Genomic DNA, 17,101 nt, shown 5'->3' on the forward strand with positions numbered 1-17,101 from the left:
CACGGCGCGATAACCACCCGCGCTGGCCCAATGCGCATGCGCCCGTTCCGGGTTGCAACCCCGGAGGTTCAAGATGAATCGGACACTCAAGCACCAGGACAACGCCCACAGCGACAGCGCGAAGGCCGACACGCCCGACAAGCACCGCAATGACAACGCCCGCTGGAAAGACCATGACCAGCCCGAGGACACGGACAGCCCGAAGCCGGACCCGGAGCGCGACTATCCGGGGGCACGCGACAAGGTGCCGCGCTGAAACATCCGCACAGGTTGCTGCAGTGCCATGCGCGCTATCCGCATCGCGTCTTCACGGCGCGAACACGTGGCCTGCGCACGCTTGTCGCCTCTCTCTCATCAGCAGGATCCTCCATGACCCGCGTTCGCCGCTGCCCTTCGCTTCTGCTGAGCCTGACCCTGCTGTGCCTATCGACCGCGCACGCAGCGGAAAGTCCGCTCGCCCCGGCAGCCAACCAGGTCGACACGACCACGGGGCTGGCCGGCCGGTTGCGTGCACAGGTGCTGCTGGATCGCGCGGGGTTTTCGCCCGGGGAGATCGATGGCCTTGCAGGCTCCAACCAGCGTCGCGCCGTGCGCGGTTACCAGCGGGCCAAGGCGCTGCCGGTCACCGGCAACCTGGATGCCGCCACCTGGGCCGCACTCAACGCGGACGCCGCGCCCGTGCTGGTGGCATACACCCTCACGGTTGAAGACGTGGGCCAGGTCTATGCGGCATTGCCTGACGACATGATGGAGCAGGGCAAGCTGAAGTCGCTGGGTTTCGAATCGATCGAGGAAGCGCTGGGTGAACGCTTCCACGCCAGCCCTGCCCTGCTCCGCACCTTGAATCCCACGGCGGATTTCACCCGCGCGGGCACGGTGCTGCAGGTGCCCAACGTCCTGGCGACCGCAGCGCCCGCCAAGGCGGCCCGGGTAGTGGTGGACAAGTCCGACTCCACCCTTTCCCTGGTGGATGCCGAGGGCAAGGCATTCGCGCAGTACCCGGTGTCTTCCGGCAGCGAACACGACCCACTGCCACTTGGCGAGTGGAAGATCGTGGCCACGGCGGTCAACCCGACCTTCCACTACAACCCCGCGCTGTTCTGGGATTCGGATCCCGCGCATGCCAAGGCGACGCTCGCCGCGGGCCCCAACAATCCGGTGGGTACGCGCTGGATCGATCTGTCCAAGCCGCACTACGGCCTGCATGGCACGGCGGAGCCTGCCAGCATCGGCAAGACCCAGTCCCATGGCTGCGTGCGCCTCACCAACTGGGATGTCGAGCGTGTGGCGGCGGCGGTGGGACCCGCCGTCGTCGTCGTCATGCAGGAGTGAGGCATGAAGTACCTGCTGGCGCTGATCGCGGCGGTGATCCTGGGCGTGGTGCTCTACCGCGGCATCGACATTTCACGCACCCCTGCCGCAGCAGCGACGACCGCACCGCAGCCTCAGGCGTCACCGCCTGACACCTACTCACCGCCGGCCATTTCGGAATCGTCGGAATCATCGGAATCACCTCGCGCGGTCGCCGCGATGACGCCTCCCCCGGCCTTGCCCATGGCCACCGCACCGTCCCCTGTGCCCGGGCAGCGCTCACCCGCATTGCTCATCCCGGTGCAGGGCAAGACGGCGTCCGATCTCGCCGACACGTTCACCGATGCGCGCAGCGAGGGACGTTCGCACGACGCCATCGACATCATGGCCAGCGCCGGTACGCCCGTGCTCGCCGTGGCGGACGGCCACGTGGAAAAGCTGTTCCACAGCGAACGCGGCGGCCTGACGATCTATCAGTTCGAGCCGCAGGGAAAGTACGCCTACTACTACGCCCACCTGCAAGGCTACGCGCCCGGCCTGGCGGAAAAGCAGTCGCTCAAGCGCGGCCAGGTGATCGGATATGTCGGCAGCACCGGCAATGCGAGCCCCGATGCCCCGCATCTGCACTTCGCGGTTTTCCTGCTGGGCGCCGAACGCCGCTGGTGGGAAGGCACCGCCATCAACCCCTATCCGCTGCTTGCTTCACCGGGTGGATGAACCGTCCGCTATCGGATTATCGGTTGCGGCCTCCACTCCATTGAAGAATCTGCCGAGTGCCTTCGTGCCGGGCTTATCCGGATCTCTTAACGGGGAAGACAACACGCAATGAAAAAGCCCCCGCGTTGCGGGGGCCTGGTTTCACTCTTCTTCTTCGCCGGGTTCGCTGTCCTTGCGATTGGGCTCCCTCTGCGGCTTGTCCGGCTTCTGCCCGGGTTGCGGTTGCCGATGGCCTTGCTGTTCGCGCGGAGTCGTCATGGGAAATCCTCAGTGGCGTTTGCCACATTCAAAAGAACGCACTCCATGCGATGAAGTGCGTGGTGTGCGACCTGCGTAGCGTCGCGTGGAATCCGCAGTCGAAATCAGCGGCCGTCGCGATCGAAGTCACCCGGGAGCTTGCGCTCGATGTAGTGCCAGCCATCACGCACGGCACCCTTCGCCTGCGGCCAGTCCAGGCGGGAGCTGTCGCGGGTGGTCGCCCACTTGCGCTCCAGTTCGCCTTCGACGTCTTCGAACTTCTGGCCACGGTAGTCGCCATAGGTGTCGTAGCCATACTTGTATGCGGGGCGGTAGTCATCCCACTCGCGGCCCTCGGTGTAGTAAGGCGCCTGGCGATACTGGCCTTCGAAATTGGCGATGTATTCCGTCGGGTTCACCACCTCTGCGATCGAGTCGCCGGCCTTCGCCCCCAGTACACCACCGGCCACCGCACCAACGACGGTGCCGACGGGGCCGCCTACAGCGGTGCCGGCCACCGCACCCGCGATGGCGCCGCCTACGGCACCCGTACCTGCACCAATGCTGTGGTCTTTCTTGATCTCGCTCATTGCATGTCACTCCAGCGTCATGAACCGATTGGGGAAAACTGATGCCGTTGGCGCCAGTGGAGTGACTGTGGGCGCAGCCGCTGTGCGTGCCCGTGAAAATCAGCGCATTCTCCGCTCACGCATGCGCAACGTTTACCCGGCATTTCCAGAGATCAAACAATGCTCACCATCATGTACGCAGCAAGTGGCCTCATCGCCACGTGGACACGTTGCGCGTGACTACGGAGCACACGAATTACTGAAAGCCGCGATGCTCACCCTCACAGTTCGCACACGGCCGCAGGGCGACGTGCGTTCATCTCCTGGGGCAGCCATGGCCCCCGGGGCAGGTGATCATGGGATTCTCGTTGGAGGGTGTCAGCGGAGAAGCCGATCGATCCGCGCCTGCAGGCGCGGACCGATCAGCAGGATCGCGGGGATCACGATCAGATAGGCGGCGCCCCACGAGCGCAGCCATGCGAGGACGAAGCCGTCGGCCAGGCCCCGGTTGAGCGCAATCAGGACGAAGGAAATGATGCCGGTGGTGATGACGCCCATCGACAGCGCGAAGGCGATCTTCCGTTTCAGTTCGATGGTCATGGCTTTGTGCTCAGTGCGCGGCGACGCCATAGCGCGACGCGGGCGCGGACCGCGACAGCCCTGGCGCCAATGCCTTGCGGGCCTGCTCGAACGCGTTCCAGTCGGCGATGTCGGGAAGCGACGGGATGGTGACCTGTTCGCCTTGGGCCAGGCCGGCCAGGGCTGCATCCACCATCGCCTGCGCGGGCATGACGATGCCGGCCGGCAGGTGCGCGACGGGCGTGCCGGCAACGTCCCAGAAATCCGTCGCCGTGGCGCCCGGCAACACCGCCTGGATGCGGACGCCCTTGTCCGCCAGTTCGTGGTGCAGGGACTGGGAGAGCGCCAGCAGGAACGCCTTGCTGCCGGCATACACGCCGTTCAGCAGTTCGGGGGCCACGGCGACGATCGAGGCGATGTTGATGATGGTGCCGGCGCCGCGGGCGACGAAGCCCGGGGCGGCGGCATAGGCCAGGCGCATGGGAACGTTGGCGTTGAGCACGATCATCCGCTCCATGTCCTCGACATCGGATTGCAGCAGCGGTGCGGTGGCGCCGACACCGGCGTTGTTGACCAGCACGGTGATGCTGGCATCGGTCTTCAGCACGGCCTCGACACGGGCCAGGTCATCGGCGCGGGTGAGGTCGGCGGTGAGGATCTCCACCGAGCGCCCGGTCTGATCGGTCAGCTGCCGGGCCAGCGTCTGGAGATTCCCGGCGCGGCGCGCGACAAGGATCAGGTCATGGCCGGCACGGGCCAGGCGGTCGGCATACAGGGCGCCGATGCCGGACGATGCGCCGGTGATCAGCGCCGTGCCCTTGTGGATGTTCGTGTTCATGGAGGACTCCTGGCCCGGGGACATCCCGGTGTGGCGCAGACTATGCGCCGGGTTGCCGATGGCGTAAATGTCGTATATACCTCATTTCAGGACATCAAGGATCAAGGCCATGCTCACCATCGGTTTCGTGCTGCCCGAAGGCTTCCAGATCATGGGGCTGGCGGCCGCGTCGGCCTTCGAACTGGCGAATGTCAGCGCAAAGCAGCGCCTCTACGAAATCCGGCTGTTGTCGGAACAGGGCGGCCCGGTGACCAACTCGTTGGGCGCCGCGGTCGAAACGCACGCCCTCGCACGGCAGAAGGTCGACACCCTGATCGTGAGCGGCCTGCTGTACCCGCAGCCGTCCAGCGCCACCCTGATCAAGCGCCTGCGCCAGGCGTCCGCTTCCAGCCGTCGTACCGCGTCGGTGTGCACGGGCGCGTTCCTGCTGGGCGAGGCCGGCCTGCTGGACGGGCGGCGCGTCACCACGCACTGGTTCCATGCCCGCGACCTGCAGAAGCAGTTCCCGAAAGCGCGGGTCGAGGAAGACCGCATCTTCATCATCGACGATTCGGTCTGGACATCGGCCGGCATGAGCGCCGGCATCGATCTGGCGCTGGGCATGATCGAGAAGGATTTCGGTGGCGAGCTTGCGCGCTCGGTGGCGCAGAAGCTGGTCGTCCACCACCGCCGCGCGGGCGGACAATCGCAGCACTCGGCGCTGCTCGAACTGGATGCGAAGTCCGACCGCATCCAGGGTGCCCTGGAACACGCGCGCCGCAACCTGCGCGACGCATTGACGGTGGAAGAACTGGCCGCCGCCGCACACCTGAGCCCCCGGCAGTTCAGCCGCGCGTTCCGTGCCGAAACCGGTCAGTCACCTGCGCGTGCGGTGGAACACCTGCGCGTGGAGGCGGCGCGACTGATGGTGGAGCAGAGCCGGCACACGATCGACGAGATCGCGATGGAAACAGGTTTCTCGGATCCCGAACGGATGCGCCGCGCGTTCCTGCGCGCCTTCGGACAACCGCCCCAGGTGCTGCGCCGGAATGCGCGGCAGGCGACCGCCTGACCGCGTCAGGCTGGCGGCACCAGGCCATCATCAGGCCGCGTACGAGCGCCTTGCAGAATGGAGCCATGCATGCGGTGGCTTGCAGTCGGTAGCGGAGTGCAGGATCACTGACAGGCGTGTCGAAACACCGTCTGCAGGAGCTGGGGCAACTCAACGGTTTCCCGACACGCTACAGAGTGTCGGTGATAGGTCCCGGTGAATGGCCTACCTGGTAGCGCGGCAATGCGATCGTAAACACGCAGCCCGAACCGGCGATGCTGCGCACGCTGAGCTCGCCATGGTTGGCTTCGACGCTGCGGCGGGAGATGGAGAGCCCCAGTCCCAGGCCGCTCCTGTCCTCCCCCGCCTGCACGAAGGGCTGGAAGATGGTGTCCATGTGTGCCGCCGACAGGCCGCCACAGCGGTCTTCCACATCGATGAAGATGCGGTCGGCCACCGCATAGGCATCCAGCGTGATCTCGCTGTGTGCAGGCGAGAACTTGAACGCGTTCTGCAGCAGGTTGCCGGCAGCCGACAGCAGCAGGTCCCGGTCCACCTTGATGGCAAGCAGCGGATCGACCGCGGACACGCTCAGCACGCACTCCCTGACGTGCGCATCCAGCGAGGCGGACTGCGTGATCTCGCCGACGTAATCCGACAGCGAATACATCTGGTCCTGCAGCGGCATGCCCACCGTCATGCGCACTTCCGCCAGCGAGCGGTCGATCAGGCTTCCCAGCGCCACCAGCGCCCGGTCGAGGATGCCGCCCGTGGCACCCGACAACCCGACGCTGCCCTGCTTTATCAGCGACAGCGCGAGCGTGGCGGTGCACAACTGGTTCCTCAGCTCATGGGCAAGGAATCCCAGTCGCTCGTTCAGGGCGATGGCCTGGGCTTCGGCAAGCCCGGCATCATGCTGGTAGCCGAACTCGGTGACCGCGTTGGCGATGGCGTTGTCCAGGCAGCGGTTGAGCGTGCGGAATTCATCCACGGCGATCATCTCGCCGCGCTCCACGGCCAGGTCCGAGATCGCCTGGCACAGGTCGCCGTAGTCGTGCACCACCTCGTCGACGGTGAAGCCGTGCCGCAGCAGTTCGCGTCCGTGCATGCCGGCCGACTCACCGATTTCGGACAGCGCGGGCACGCCCCCGCTCGGCCCTGATACCTTCCGGCTGCGCATGGGGTCGGAGGTGGCTTCCAGTTGCAGCGTCCTGATCAACTGGTCGAGGAACACCGTTATCCCATGGTCCAACTCGGCACTTGGCGTGCTGGAGGACGATCGCTGCGCGACCTTGGTCCGGCAGCGGGCGATGAGCTCGGCACGGTTGTCGATGAGGAAGTGGTACATCATCGTTCGACCATACGCGCATGGCGACCCGGGCAGCGTGATTGCCGGCGAAACGCCGACCGTCTGTCGGCGCTACCGGTACTTTTCGGACGGACGACCGGATTTCCGCCCCGGAAGGCTGCGCACGGCCCAGTCCGGACCCGTCGGATGACGCGCCGAGCAGGCAGCCGCCGGCAGCAGACCGCCCGGAGGGCCGGGCAGGTGATCGACCCTGCCGGTGGCCTACACCATCGGCAACTTCAATCCCTGCTCCTTCGCGCACTGCACGGCGATCTCGTAGCCGGCGTCCGCATGGCGCATCACGCCGGTGCCGGGGTCGTTCCACAACACGCGGGCGATGCGCTTGTCCGCGGCCACGCTGCCGTCGCAGACGATGACCACGCCGCTGTGCTGGCTATAGCCCATGCCCACGCCGCCACCGTGGTGCAGCGAGACCCAGGTGGCGCCGCCGGCGACGTTGAGCATGGCGTTGAGCAGCGGCCAGTCGGAAACCGCGTCGCTGCCGTCCTTCATCGCCTCGGTTTCGCGGTTGGGCGAGGCCACGCTGCCGCTGTCCAGATGATCGCGGCCGATCACCACCGGCGCCTTCAGTTCGCCGTTGCGGACCATCTCGTTGAAGGCCAGGCCCAGCTTGTGGCGCAGGCCCAGGCCGACCCAGCAGATGCGTGCCGGCAGGCCCTGGAAGCTGATGCGCTCGCGCGCCATGTCCAGCCAGCGATGCAGGTGCGCATCATCGGGGATCAGTTCCTTCACCTTGGCGTCGGTCTTGTAGATGTCCTCCGGATCACCGCTCAGCGCGACCCAGCGGAACGGCCCCACGCCGCGGCAGAACAGCGGGCGCACATAGGCGGGCACGAAGCCGGGGAAGTCGAACGCGTTCTTCAGCCCCTGGTCGAACGCCATCTGGCGGATGTTGTTGCCATAGTCGAACGTCGGCACGCCCATCTTCTGGAAGGCCAGCATCGCTTCCACGTGCACGCGCATGGACTGCTTGGCGGCATCGCGCACGCGCTCGGGCTCCACCTTCTGCTCGGCCAGCCACTGTTCCAGCGTCCAGCCGATCGGCAGGTAGCCGTGCACGGGGTCATGCGCGCTGGTCTGGTCGGTGACGGCATCGGGGCGCACGCCGCGCTTCACCAGCTCCGGGAGGATTTCCGCGGCGTTGCCGAGCAGCGCGATGGACTTCGCTTCGCCTGTCGCCGTGTACTTCGCGATGCGCGCGAGGGCGTCGTCGAGGTCGGTGGCCTGCTCGTCCACGTAGCGCGTGCGCAGGCGCATGTCGATGCTGGACTGCCGGCACTCGATGTTGAGCGAACTTGCACCGGCCAGCGCCGCGGCCAGCGGCTGTGCGCCGCCCATGCCGCCCAAGCCGGCGGTGAGGATCCACTTGCCGGACAGGCTGCCGCCGTAGTGCTGGCGACCCATTTCCACGAAGGTTTCGTACGTGCCCTGCACGATGCCCTGGCTGCCGATGTAGATCCACGAACCGGCTGTCATCTGGCCGTACATCGCCAGGCCCTTCCTGTCGAGTTCGTTGAAGTGCTCCCACGTGGCCCAGTGCGGCACCAGGTTGGAATTGGCGATCAGTACGCGCGGGGCATCGACGTGGGTGGGGAAGATGCCGACAGGCTTGCCGGACTGCACCAGCAGCGTTTCGTTGTCGTCCAGTTCGCGCAGCGACTTCAGGATGGCGTCGTAGCAGTCCCAGTCGCGCGCGGCGCGGCCGATGCCGCCGTACACCACCAGCGAAGTGGGGTCTTCGGCGACTTCCGCGTCCAGGTTGTTCTGCAGCATGCGGTACGGCGCCTCGCTGAGCCACGACTTGCAGCTCAACTGGGTGCCACGCGGGGCACGGATGACGCGGGTGGGATCGGTGCGGTTGGACATGGCACGGCCGGTGGAAGGAGATGGCTCATTATCGCAGGGCCACCCCGCGGGCGTGGCAGAATCCGGCCATGACCCTCCGCCTGCCTGCCCAAGCCTTCCTGTTGCTGTTCGGGCTGCTGTGCGCGGCCGTTGCCCACGCCCAACCCACCGCTGACCGCATGCTGGTCTTCAGCAAGACCGCGAAGTTCCGTCATGACGCCATTCCGGTTGCCGTTGCTGCGCTGCAACGGGTCGCCGCGCAGGAAGGCCTGTTGGCTGACCACAGCGAGGATGCCGACGCCTTCACTGCCGCCAACCTGGCGCGCTATCGCGTGGTGGTGTTCGCCAGCACCACGGGCGACGTGCTTGACGAGGCACAGCAACAGGCGCTGGAAGGATTCATCCGCGACGGCGGCGGATTCGTGGGCGTGCATGCCGCTGCGGATACCGAATACGACTGGCCGTGGTACGGGCAACTGGTGGGCGCGTATTTCCGGAACCATCCCCCGGGCCTGCAGCCCACCCACGTGCAACCCGAACACGATGGCAGGCCGGGGGGCACGCGATGGGCGATCACCGACGAGCTTTACAACTACCGCGCCAATCCTCGCCCACGCGTGCGCGTGATCGCGACGGTGGACGAACGCGAATACGAAGGTGGCACGATGGGCGCAGATCATCCCATCGCGTGGTGCCATGCGTTCGATGGCGGACGCAGCTGGTACACCGGGCTGGGCCACGATGCGCGCGTCTACGCGATGGATGACTTCCTGACACAGCTGCGCCGCGGGGTGCGCTACGCGGCCGGGAAATCGGACGACTGTTGAAGCGCCGCCTTCGTCGCACCTTCCCGCCCGGCATGGGGGGAAGGTGCAGGGAAACCGCGATCAGTTGATCGACGGATCCAGGGTGCGCAGCGCGTCGCCCAGGTCGGTGCGGCCGGTGCGGTCGATGTCTTCCTTGCTGTAGGCACGGCCGGACTGCATGGCGCAACGTCCCTTGCTGTCGCGGGACGTGATGCGCGAACCGGTCTGGCGCAGGCAGCGCGAATCGTCCACCGCCTTGCGGTCGGCCGCGACGTCTTCCTGCAGCTTCACCGTGGCGGCGGCATCCACCGTGACGGCAGCGGGTGCGGGGGATTCTTTCGCCGATTCCGGCGACTGCGCGTGGGCGGCCGAGGCCAGGCAGGCGGCAAGGGCAAATACAACGATCTGCTTCATGATCGACTCCGTTCCGACGGGATGTGACAGTCCTTTATACGCCCGTAGTGACATCCGTTCCGGCGCCCGGGCGCGGGGCGTTCAGTCACCTGTCAGGTGGTCGGGCACTGCGGCCTGCGACCCTCGTGGAACCGTTGCACGGCGGCGGCATCCGCCTTCTGCGGCGGAATGCCGTCGTCGAACAGCACCCGCCAGACGCCGTCGTCGCCCCTTTGCCAGACCGAGCCGAAACGTCCCAGCCGTGCTTCGCCGGTCTTGGGGTCCTCGTACAACGCCGGCCCGCTGGAATACGCCGTGCGGCCATCTCCGCCCAGGGTGACCACCGCCGGGTACCAGCGGAGCTTGAGGGCAGTGCCGTCGATCAGGCCGGCCCATTCGGCGGTGATGGCGTCGCGGCCCACGGTGGCCTTGCGACTGACCCCGAAGGCGGCGTCGGCATGCAGGTGTTCGGCAAAGGCGCGCGCATCGTGGTCGGCAACCGACTGGGCGAAGCTCAGCTCGCGCTGCCAGACGGCGCATTCGGCCTGCTGGCGGGGATCGGGCGGCGCTGCCTGCACGCTAACGGCCAGCAGGGCCAGCGAAAGCAGGGATGATTGAACCATGCGTGATGTCATGCGGATTACGCCGGAGTCTGCCAAGCTTGCGCCATTCGACTGCGATTCCGTTGCCCATGCACCTGCCATTTGTCAGGGTGCCGTGGCTGGCCGCCCTGCTGTTCTTGGCGGCCTGCTCCAGCGCGCCTACCGCACCACCGCCGGCGCCCTCCCCCGCCACGCGCGTCCTGCTGATCTCCATCGATGGTCTGCCCGCCAGCACGCTGGGCAGGGGCAATACGCCGCACCTGGACCAGATCGCGGCGCAGGGCGTGCGCGCCGCGTGGATGAATCCCTCCTACCCGGTCCTGACCTTCCCCAACCACTTCACCCTGGTCACCGGCCTGCGCCCGGACCACCACGGCATGATCCACAACTCCATGCACGACGCCGACCTGGGCCGATTCCGCGTAGCCGATCTGGAAGCCGGGATGGATGCGCGCTGGTGGCAGGGCGAACCGATCTGGAACACCGCTGAAAAGGCCGGCCTGCGCACGGCGATCTGGGCGTGGCCCGGCAACATGGCACCCATCGCCGGGCTGCAGCCCAGCCGTCGCGTGCCGTATTCGCCGCATGTGAGTCCCGCGGCGCGTGCGGATGAAGTCGCCGGCTGGTTGACGGGACCCGTCGCCACGCGGCCGCGTCTGGCAGCGCTCTATTTCGAGAACGTGGACACCACCGGCCACGACCAGGGCATCGATGCGCCGGCGACCGTGGCCATGGTGCGCGACGTCGACGCCGCCGTCGGCCGCATCCTGCAGGCGCTGGACGCACACGGACTGCGCGCCACCACCGACGTGGTGGTGGTGTCCGACCATGGCATGGCCGACGTGCAGCCCCACCAGTACATCGCGCTGGAGGACATGGTGGCATTCGAGCAGGCCGAAGCGGTGAGCACGGGCCAGGTGATCGGCTTCAATCCACGCCCCGGTTTCGAGGCCATCGCACGCCAGCGCCTGCTGGGCCGGCACCCGCATTACACCTGCTGGCCCAAGCAGGCGCTGCCTGCGCGCTGGCACTACGGCACGCACCCCCGGGTGCCCGCGATCGTCTGCCAGATGGACGAAGGCTGGAACGCATTGCCCGCGGAGCAGTTGCGCAAGGGTCCAAAGGAAGAACGGAATCGTGGCTCGCATGGCTACGATCCCGCATTGCCCTCGATGCGGGCGGTGTTCCTGGCGGCGGGTCCCTCGTTTCGCGGCGGCACCACGCTGCCGGCCTTCGACAACGTGGACGTGTATCCGTTGCTCGCGCATCTGCTTCGCATCCCCCCCGCACCGAACGACGGCACGCTGCAGACGTTCGTGCCCGTCCTGCAGACGGTGACACCGCCACCGCATTGATGTCCGGAAACGGGGAGTCGGGGCTGGCGCCCGGTGCTAGCCTTCGCCCATGGCCTCCCCCGACACCGCCGCCCTGCCCGACCCGCAGATCTGCGAACAGGCACGCCTCAGCCGCGATGCGCGCTTCGATGGCCTGTTCTTCACGGCCGTCACCAGCACCCGCATCTATTGCCGTCCGACCTGCCCGGCGCCGGCGCCAAAGCCGAAGAACATCGTCTATTACCGCCACGCCGCCGCGGCCGAGGCGGCGGGCTTCCGCCCCTGCCTGCGCTGCCGGCCGGAACTGGCACCCGGCGACGGCAGCTGGCGACGTGGCGATGAAGTGGTGGCGCGTGCGCTGAAACTGATCGACCAAGGGGCGCTGGTGGAGGCGCCGCTGGCGACGCTGGCCGGCAACGTGGGTCTGGGTGAGCGCCAGCTTCGCCGCCTCTTCTCCGACCGGTTGGGCGCCACGCCCGTGGAAGTGCACGGCACGCGCCGCCTGTTGTTCGCCAAGCAATTGCTGACGGAAACCACACTGCCGATCACCCAGGTGGCGCTGGCGGCAGGGTTCGGCAGCCTGACGCGCTTCAACACCACCTTCCGCGAGGAATACCGGATGGCGCCGCGCGAACTGCGCAAGCGCGAGATGCCGTCGACGCACGACGTGATGACCCTGCGACTCGGCTACCGCCCGCCGTACGACTTCACCGCGATGCTCGACTTCCTGCGTGGTCGTGCGTTGCCGGGGGTGGAAGTCGTCGACGAGCACAGTTACCTGCGCGTGGTCGGCACGCCGGACGCGCCGGGGTGGCTGCGGGTCAGCGCCTGGGATGCCACCACGCACGCGCTGAAGCTCGAACTGCACGGCGGCGCGCCGGCCGACCTGCTGCAGATCGTCAACCGCCTGCGCCGCATGTTCGACCTGGATGCCGATCCTTCCGCCATCGCCGATGCACTGGGCGGCGATCCACGCCTGCGCCCGCTGCTGGCGGCGCGCCCCGGCCTGCGGCTGCCCAGCGGATGGGACGGTTTCGAGATCGCGGTACGCGCGGTGATCGGCCAGCAGGTCAGCGTCGCGGCGGCGCGCACGCTGACGGCGCGCCTGGCCGAGCGGCACGGCGTTCCGCTGGCGATGGACATGGCCGGGCTGACGCACCTGTTTCCCACGCCGCAAGCCCTCGTCGATGTCGACCTGACCAGGATCGGCCTGACGCGCGCACGCGCCGACACGATCCGCGGTCTTTCGCGCGCATTGCTGGACGGACGCGTCGATTTCCGGCCCGAGCGCACGCTGGACGATTTCACCGCGCGCTGGGTCGCCCTGCCGGGCATCGGCCCGTGGACCGCGCACTACATCGCGCTGCGTGCGACCGGACACCCGGATGCATTTCCGGCGGATGACCTGGTGTTGCAGAAGGCTGTGCCGACCGACGGCACCCGGATGACGGCAAAAGCGTTGACCGCGCGCGCAGAGGCGTGGCGACCCTGGCGGGCTTACGCCGTGATCCACGTGTGGAAGGGCAGTATGGCAGCGCCGAAAGTGCCCGGTGTTGTAGGAGCGACGTAAGTCGCGACCGGGATCCTTCCGACAACAAAGCATCTTCATTTATGCGGTCGCGACTCACGTCGCTCCTACATCAGAGCTCCCGTATGCTGCCCACGCCATGATCCTGTTCCGCCATCTCGACAGTCCCGTGGGCACGCTCACCCTCGCCGCGACCGATGACGGACTGCATGCGGTCGAGTTCCCGCGCAACCGCCATCCCACCGACCGCGATGGATGGAGGGAAGGCCAGCATCCGCTTCTTGATCTGACGGCCAAGCAGCTGGACGAGTATTTCTCGGCCAAGCGGCGCGTCTTCGATCTGCCGTTGGCACCGCGCGGCACGGCATTCCAGCGCGGCGTGTGGCTGACGCTCGCCGGCATCGGCTATGGCGAAACGATCAGCTATGCACAGCTGGCCCAGCGCATCGGCAAGCCGACGGCGATGCGCGCGGTCGGCGCGGCGAACGGACGCAATCCGCTGCCCATCGTGCTGCCCTGCCATCGCGTGATCGGCGCGGACGGCTCACTGACGGGCTTTGGCGGTGGGTTGCCGGCCAAACAGTTCCTGCTGGAACTGGAAGGCGCACTGCCACGCCGTGACGACCTGTTCGGCTGATCGCGACCGGGTCTCGGGTGGGAGCGACGTCAGTCGCGACAGTGGATCGGATCCATCCGCACGGACTGGTCGTTCCTCATCCGCGCACGCTGCGACGCGCTCGACGCCTCGCAGAGTGAATCGCTGGCGGGGCGCGGCTCAACCGTCGGCCAGCAGATGTTCCAGCGTGGTGCGGTAACGCGTGGCGATGGCATCGCGGTCGATGTGCCTGCCCTCCGCCACCACGCGCCTGCCCGCGACCTGCACTTCATCCACCAAGGGCCGGTTGCCGGCGAAGATCCAGCGGTCGATGACGTCACCGTCCGTGGCACCGGCCAGCGCAGGTGCGCGCCCGTCCAGCACGACGACATCGCCGCGCGTGTCCGCGAAGCCGCTGGCATCCGCCGCGCTCGCCAGCACGCCGCGCAGCAGGGTTTCGCCGACACTCGGCGAATCCGGCGTGACCGCGATGTTGCGATGGCGCGTGACCAGGCGCTGGCCGTACTCCAGCCAGCGCAGTTCTTCCACCGGCGAGACCGAGACATGCGAATCCGACCCGATCCCCCAGCGGCCATCGGCACGCAGGTAGTCCTGCAACGGGAACAGGCCATCGCCCAGGTTGGCTTCCGTCGTCGGGCAGATGGCCACCGTGGCGCCGCTGTCGGCAATGCCACGCGTTTCCTGCGGCGTCAGGTGGGTGGCATGCACGAGGGTCCAGCGACGGTCGACGGGAAACTCACCCAGCAGCCATTCCACCGGCCGCGCATTGCGCAGCGCCAGGCAGTCCTGCACTTCGCCCACCTGTTCGGCGATGTGGATGTGCAGCGGCGCGTCCGCCGGCAGCGCAGCCAGCACCTCGCGCATCGCCGCCTCCGGCACCGCGCGCAGGCTGTGGAACGCGCAACCGATGCGCAGCCGGTCGTCGCGCAGCGGCGCCAGCGCCTCTAACAGGCGCAGGAAGCCCTCCACGTCATGTCCGAAACGTCGTTGCCGCGCCGACAGCACGCGGCCGTCGAAGCCGCCGGTCATGTACAGCACCGGCAGCAGCGTCAAGCGGATACCGGTCTCCTGCGCGGCGGCCACCAGCGCCTTCGACATCGCCCCGGGATCGGCGTACGGCCTGCCGTCGGGCTGGTGGTGGACATAATGGAATTCGCACACGGTGGTGTAGCCGGCTTCCAGCATCTCCGCATACAACTGGCTCGCGACGGCATGCATGCTGTCCGGCGTCATGCGCGCGGCGAAGCGGTACATGATTTCGCGCCAGGTCCAGAAGCTGTCTTCGGGATGGCTCTGCCGTTCGGCCAGCCCCGCCATGGCGCGCTGGAATGCGTGCGAATGCAGGTTGGCGATGCCAGGCACGCGCCATCCCGCGCCATGTGCATGGACCAGCGGCGTGGGCATGGCGGAATCGGAGGCGGGCATGGTGCTTACGGCCGAAGGCATGGGTGCGCTAGGCTACCGCGTCGCCCCTTCCAAGACACGCCCATGACCGCTGTCGTGATCGCCCTGCTGGCGGTGTTTGCCTCGTTGTTCGCGGTTTTCGCGGTCCTGCGCGCATCGTCCCGCAAGCCCGGGACGGACGGCGACACGTCGCCGGGCGCTTTCTTCGAGGATCCACGTACCGGTGATGCCCCGGGCAACGGCGGCAGCGATGGCGGCGGTGATGGAGGTGGCGGTGACTGATGCGGCGAATCCGACGGGTCGGGACGGGCTGCTGCTCAACGCGCGGCTGGTCACGCTGGCCGACGATACCGGCTATGGCGTGATCGAGGACGGCGCACTGGCGTGGCGCGAGGGTGTGCTTCACTACGTGGGACCTGCAGCGGCCCTGCCGGCCGATGCGCGGACAGGGGCGACCGACGTGATCGATGCCGGTGGCGACTGGGTGACCCCCGGATTGATCGACTGCCACACCCACACGGTGTTCGCCGGCGACCGGGCGGGCGAGTTCGAACAGCGCCTGCAGGGCGCCAGTTACGAAGATATCGCGCGCCAGGGCGGCGGCATCGTGTCCACGGTACGCGCGACCCGCGACGCCAGCGAGGAAGACCTGCTTGCGCAATCGCTGCCACGTGCCCGCGCCCTGCGCGACGACGGCGTGACCACGCTGGAAATCAAGTCGGGCTACGGCCTGGATTTCGACAACGAGCGCAAGATGCTGCGGGTGGCACGACGTATCGGCGAAGCGCTGGGGATTACCGTGCGCACGACGTTCCTCGGCGCGCATGCGTTGCCGCCGGAATACGCGGGCCGCGCCGACGACTACATCGCGGCCGTATGCGACTGGCTGCCGGCGCTGCATCGCGAAGGCCTGGTGGATGCGGTGGATGCCTTCTGCGAGCGGATCGGTTTCACCCATGCCCAGACGCGTCGGGTGTTCGAAGCCGCGCGCGCACTGGGCTTGCCCGTGAAACTGCATGCCGACCAGCTGAGTGATGGTGAAGGCGCTGCGCTGGTGGCGGAATTCGGCGGCCTGTCGGCCGACCATGTGGAGTACACCTCACCTGCCGGCGTGGCGGCCATGTCAGGCGCAGGCACCGTCGCGGTGCTGCTGCCGGGTGCCTTTCACGTGCTGCGCGAAACGAAACTGCCGCCGCTGGACGCCTTCCGCGCCCATGGTGTGCCGATGGCGGTGGCCACCGACTGCAATCCGGGGACATCACCACTGCAGTCACTGCGTTTGGCGATGTCGCTGGCCTGCACGCATTTCCGACTGACGCCAGAAGAGGCGTTGCGCGGGGCGAGCGTATACGCAGCGCGCGCCCTGGGCCTGCGGGATCGCGGTCGACTGCAGGCGGGGATGCGCGCGGACTTCGTGCGCTGGCGGATCGGCCAGCCGGCGCAACTGGCGTACTGGCTGGGCGGCGATCTGGTCTCCGCCGTGCATGTGGGCGGACGCGTCGTGCACGCGCGTCCGCTCCACCACTCTTAGAAAACAAAAACCCCGGCACGGGCCGGGGTCTTGCGTACGCTGCCGGCGGAGCCGGCGCGTGGAATGACTTACGCCTTGGCGACAGTCTTCTTGGCCACGGCCTTCTTGGCCGGCGCCTTCACGACCGACTTCTTGGCCGTGGCGGTGGCAGCCACGCCAGCCTTGGCGACAGCGTGCTTGCGCGCGTTGCCATAGCTCGACACGTAGCGCTTGCCCTTGGCCGTCTTGCGATCACCCTTGCCCATCGTAGTTCTCCTAATTCATTGAAAAGACCGCCCAGGGATATGGGCCGTTGCGAAGGCGTTCGCCTGCCTCTGCGCCCTGCGCGAAGGCGCAAAGCCTACCACAGCAGGACCCTCAAAGCCCTGTCCGGGCGTGGTTTTGCCGGGTCC

Annotated in this window: 19 protein-coding genes; 10 read left to right on the top strand and 9 right to left on the bottom strand. The window is 67.5% G+C overall.

Features of this window, described 5'->3' with window-relative positions:
- The first annotated feature begins 73 nt into the window (after positions 1–73).
- The 3 genes from OVA13_RS08365 (at position 74) to OVA13_RS08375 (ending at position 2,028) form a co-directional block, all read left to right on the top strand.
- Positions 74–256, top strand: coding sequence for a hypothetical protein (locus OVA13_RS08365; RefSeq protein ID WP_267793312.1), 183 nt, complete (start codon positions 74–76; stop codon positions 254–256).
- Positions 257–369: 113 nt separating this feature from the next.
- Entirely contained in the window at positions 370–1,332 is a 963-nt protein-coding gene (locus OVA13_RS08370) for a L,D-transpeptidase family protein (RefSeq protein WP_267793313.1), read from the top strand.
- A 3-nt stretch (positions 1,333–1,335) separates the two neighbouring features.
- Positions 1,336–2,028: a M23 family metallopeptidase gene (locus OVA13_RS08375; RefSeq protein WP_267793314.1), complete on the top strand. Its 693-nt coding sequence runs from the start codon at positions 1,336–1,338 to the stop codon at positions 2,026–2,028.
- A gap of 362 nt (positions 2,029–2,390) precedes the next feature.
- Here OVA13_RS08375 and OVA13_RS08380 read toward each other — a convergent pair whose 3' ends face one another.
- From OVA13_RS08380 to OVA13_RS08390, 3 genes are all read right to left on the bottom strand, one after another.
- The gene (locus OVA13_RS08380) at positions 2,391–2,855 is read right to left on the bottom strand and encodes a hypothetical protein (RefSeq protein WP_267793315.1); all 465 of its coding nucleotides are present in this window, start codon (positions 2,853–2,855) and stop codon (positions 2,391–2,393) included.
- Between the two features lie 357 nt (positions 2,856–3,212).
- Positions 3,213–3,434: a DUF2798 domain-containing protein gene (locus tag OVA13_RS08385; protein WP_267793316.1), complete on the bottom strand. Its 222-nt coding sequence runs from the start codon at positions 3,432–3,434 to the stop codon at positions 3,213–3,215.
- A 10-nt stretch (positions 3,435–3,444) separates the two neighbouring features.
- Complete coding sequence (locus tag OVA13_RS08390) at positions 3,445–4,251, bottom strand: SDR family NAD(P)-dependent oxidoreductase (RefSeq protein ID WP_267793317.1); 807 nt, start codon at positions 4,249–4,251, stop codon at positions 3,445–3,447.
- Between the two features lie 109 nt (positions 4,252–4,360).
- On the opposite strand from OVA13_RS08390, the gene OVA13_RS08395 reads away from it, so the two are divergent.
- A complete protein-coding gene (locus tag OVA13_RS08395) occupies positions 4,361–5,302 on the top strand; it encodes a GlxA family transcriptional regulator (RefSeq protein ID WP_267793318.1) in 942 nt (313 codons plus the stop codon).
- Between the two features lie 169 nt (positions 5,303–5,471).
- On the opposite strand, the gene OVA13_RS08400 is transcribed toward OVA13_RS08395, so the two are convergent.
- Both OVA13_RS08400 and hutU read right to left on the bottom strand, forming a co-directional pair.
- Positions 5,472–6,629 (bottom strand): sensor histidine kinase, encoded by a 1,158-nt coding sequence (locus OVA13_RS08400; RefSeq protein ID WP_267793319.1) that lies wholly within the window; start codon positions 6,627–6,629, stop codon positions 5,472–5,474.
- Between the two features lie 222 nt (positions 6,630–6,851).
- Positions 6,852–8,516 carry a urocanate hydratase gene (gene hutU / locus OVA13_RS08405; RefSeq protein WP_267793320.1) on the bottom strand — a complete coding sequence of 555 codons (1,665 nt, stop codon included), beginning with the start codon at positions 8,514–8,516 and terminating at the stop codon, positions 6,852–6,854.
- 68 nt (positions 8,517–8,584) lie between these two features.
- On the opposite strand from hutU, the gene OVA13_RS08410 reads away from it, so the two are divergent.
- The gene (locus OVA13_RS08410; protein ID WP_267793321.1) at positions 8,585–9,322 is read left to right on the top strand and encodes a ThuA domain-containing protein; all 738 of its coding nucleotides are present in this window, start codon (positions 8,585–8,587) and stop codon (positions 9,320–9,322) included.
- Between the two features lie 60 nt (positions 9,323–9,382).
- Here the strand turns inward: OVA13_RS08410 and OVA13_RS08415 are convergent, their stop codons facing one another.
- Together OVA13_RS08415 and OVA13_RS08420 are read right to left on the bottom strand one after the other, a co-directional pair.
- Entirely contained in the window at positions 9,383–9,715 is a 333-nt protein-coding gene (locus tag OVA13_RS08415) for a hypothetical protein (RefSeq protein ID WP_267793322.1), read from the bottom strand.
- 92 nt (positions 9,716–9,807) lie between these two features.
- Positions 9,808–10,317, bottom strand: a complete 510-nt coding sequence (locus tag OVA13_RS08420) for a YybH family protein (RefSeq protein ID WP_267793323.1) — start codon at positions 10,315–10,317, stop codon at positions 9,808–9,810.
- 68 nt (positions 10,318–10,385) lie between these two features.
- Between OVA13_RS08420 and OVA13_RS08425 the strand changes: the two genes are divergently transcribed.
- The 3 genes from OVA13_RS08425 (at position 10,386) to OVA13_RS08435 (ending at position 13,795) form a co-directional block, all read left to right on the top strand.
- Positions 10,386–11,651, top strand: a complete 1,266-nt coding sequence (locus OVA13_RS08425; RefSeq protein ID WP_267793324.1) for an alkaline phosphatase family protein — start codon at positions 10,386–10,388, stop codon at positions 11,649–11,651.
- Positions 11,652–11,700: 49 nt separating this feature from the next.
- Positions 11,701–13,200, top strand: a complete 1,500-nt coding sequence (locus OVA13_RS08430; RefSeq protein ID WP_267793325.1) for a DNA-3-methyladenine glycosylase 2 family protein — start codon at positions 11,701–11,703, stop codon at positions 13,198–13,200.
- Between the two features lie 97 nt (positions 13,201–13,297).
- A complete protein-coding gene (locus tag OVA13_RS08435; protein WP_267793326.1) occupies positions 13,298–13,795 on the top strand; it encodes a methylated-DNA--[protein]-cysteine S-methyltransferase in 498 nt (165 codons plus the stop codon).
- A 138-nt stretch (positions 13,796–13,933) separates the two neighbouring features.
- Here OVA13_RS08435 and OVA13_RS08440 read toward each other — a convergent pair whose 3' ends face one another.
- Positions 13,934–15,178: a formimidoylglutamate deiminase gene (locus OVA13_RS08440; protein ID WP_267793327.1), complete on the bottom strand. Its 1,245-nt coding sequence runs from the start codon at positions 15,176–15,178 to the stop codon at positions 13,934–13,936.
- 84 nt (positions 15,179–15,262) lie between these two features.
- On the opposite strand from OVA13_RS08440, the gene OVA13_RS08445 reads away from it, so the two are divergent.
- Entirely contained in the window at positions 15,263–15,460 is a 198-nt protein-coding gene (locus OVA13_RS08445; protein WP_267793328.1) for a hypothetical protein, read from the top strand.
- Positions 15,441–16,709 carry an imidazolonepropionase gene (gene hutI / locus OVA13_RS08450; protein ID WP_267793487.1) on the top strand — a complete coding sequence of 423 codons (1,269 nt, stop codon included), beginning with the start codon at positions 15,441–15,443 and terminating at the stop codon, positions 16,707–16,709. Before OVA13_RS08445 ends, hutI begins: the two co-directional genes overlap by 20 nt.
- A 68-nt stretch (positions 16,710–16,777) precedes the next feature.
- Here the strand turns inward: hutI and OVA13_RS08455 are convergent, their stop codons facing one another.
- Positions 16,778–16,954: a 30S ribosomal protein THX gene (locus OVA13_RS08455; protein ID WP_267793329.1), complete on the bottom strand. Its 177-nt coding sequence runs from the start codon at positions 16,952–16,954 to the stop codon at positions 16,778–16,780.
- Positions 16,955–17,101: the final 147 nt, after the last annotated feature.

Origin of the sequence: Pseudoxanthomonas sp. SL93 (genome assembly GCF_026625825.1) — a bacterium.
Taxonomy (GTDB): domain Bacteria; phylum Pseudomonadota; class Gammaproteobacteria; order Xanthomonadales; family Xanthomonadaceae; genus Pseudoxanthomonas_A.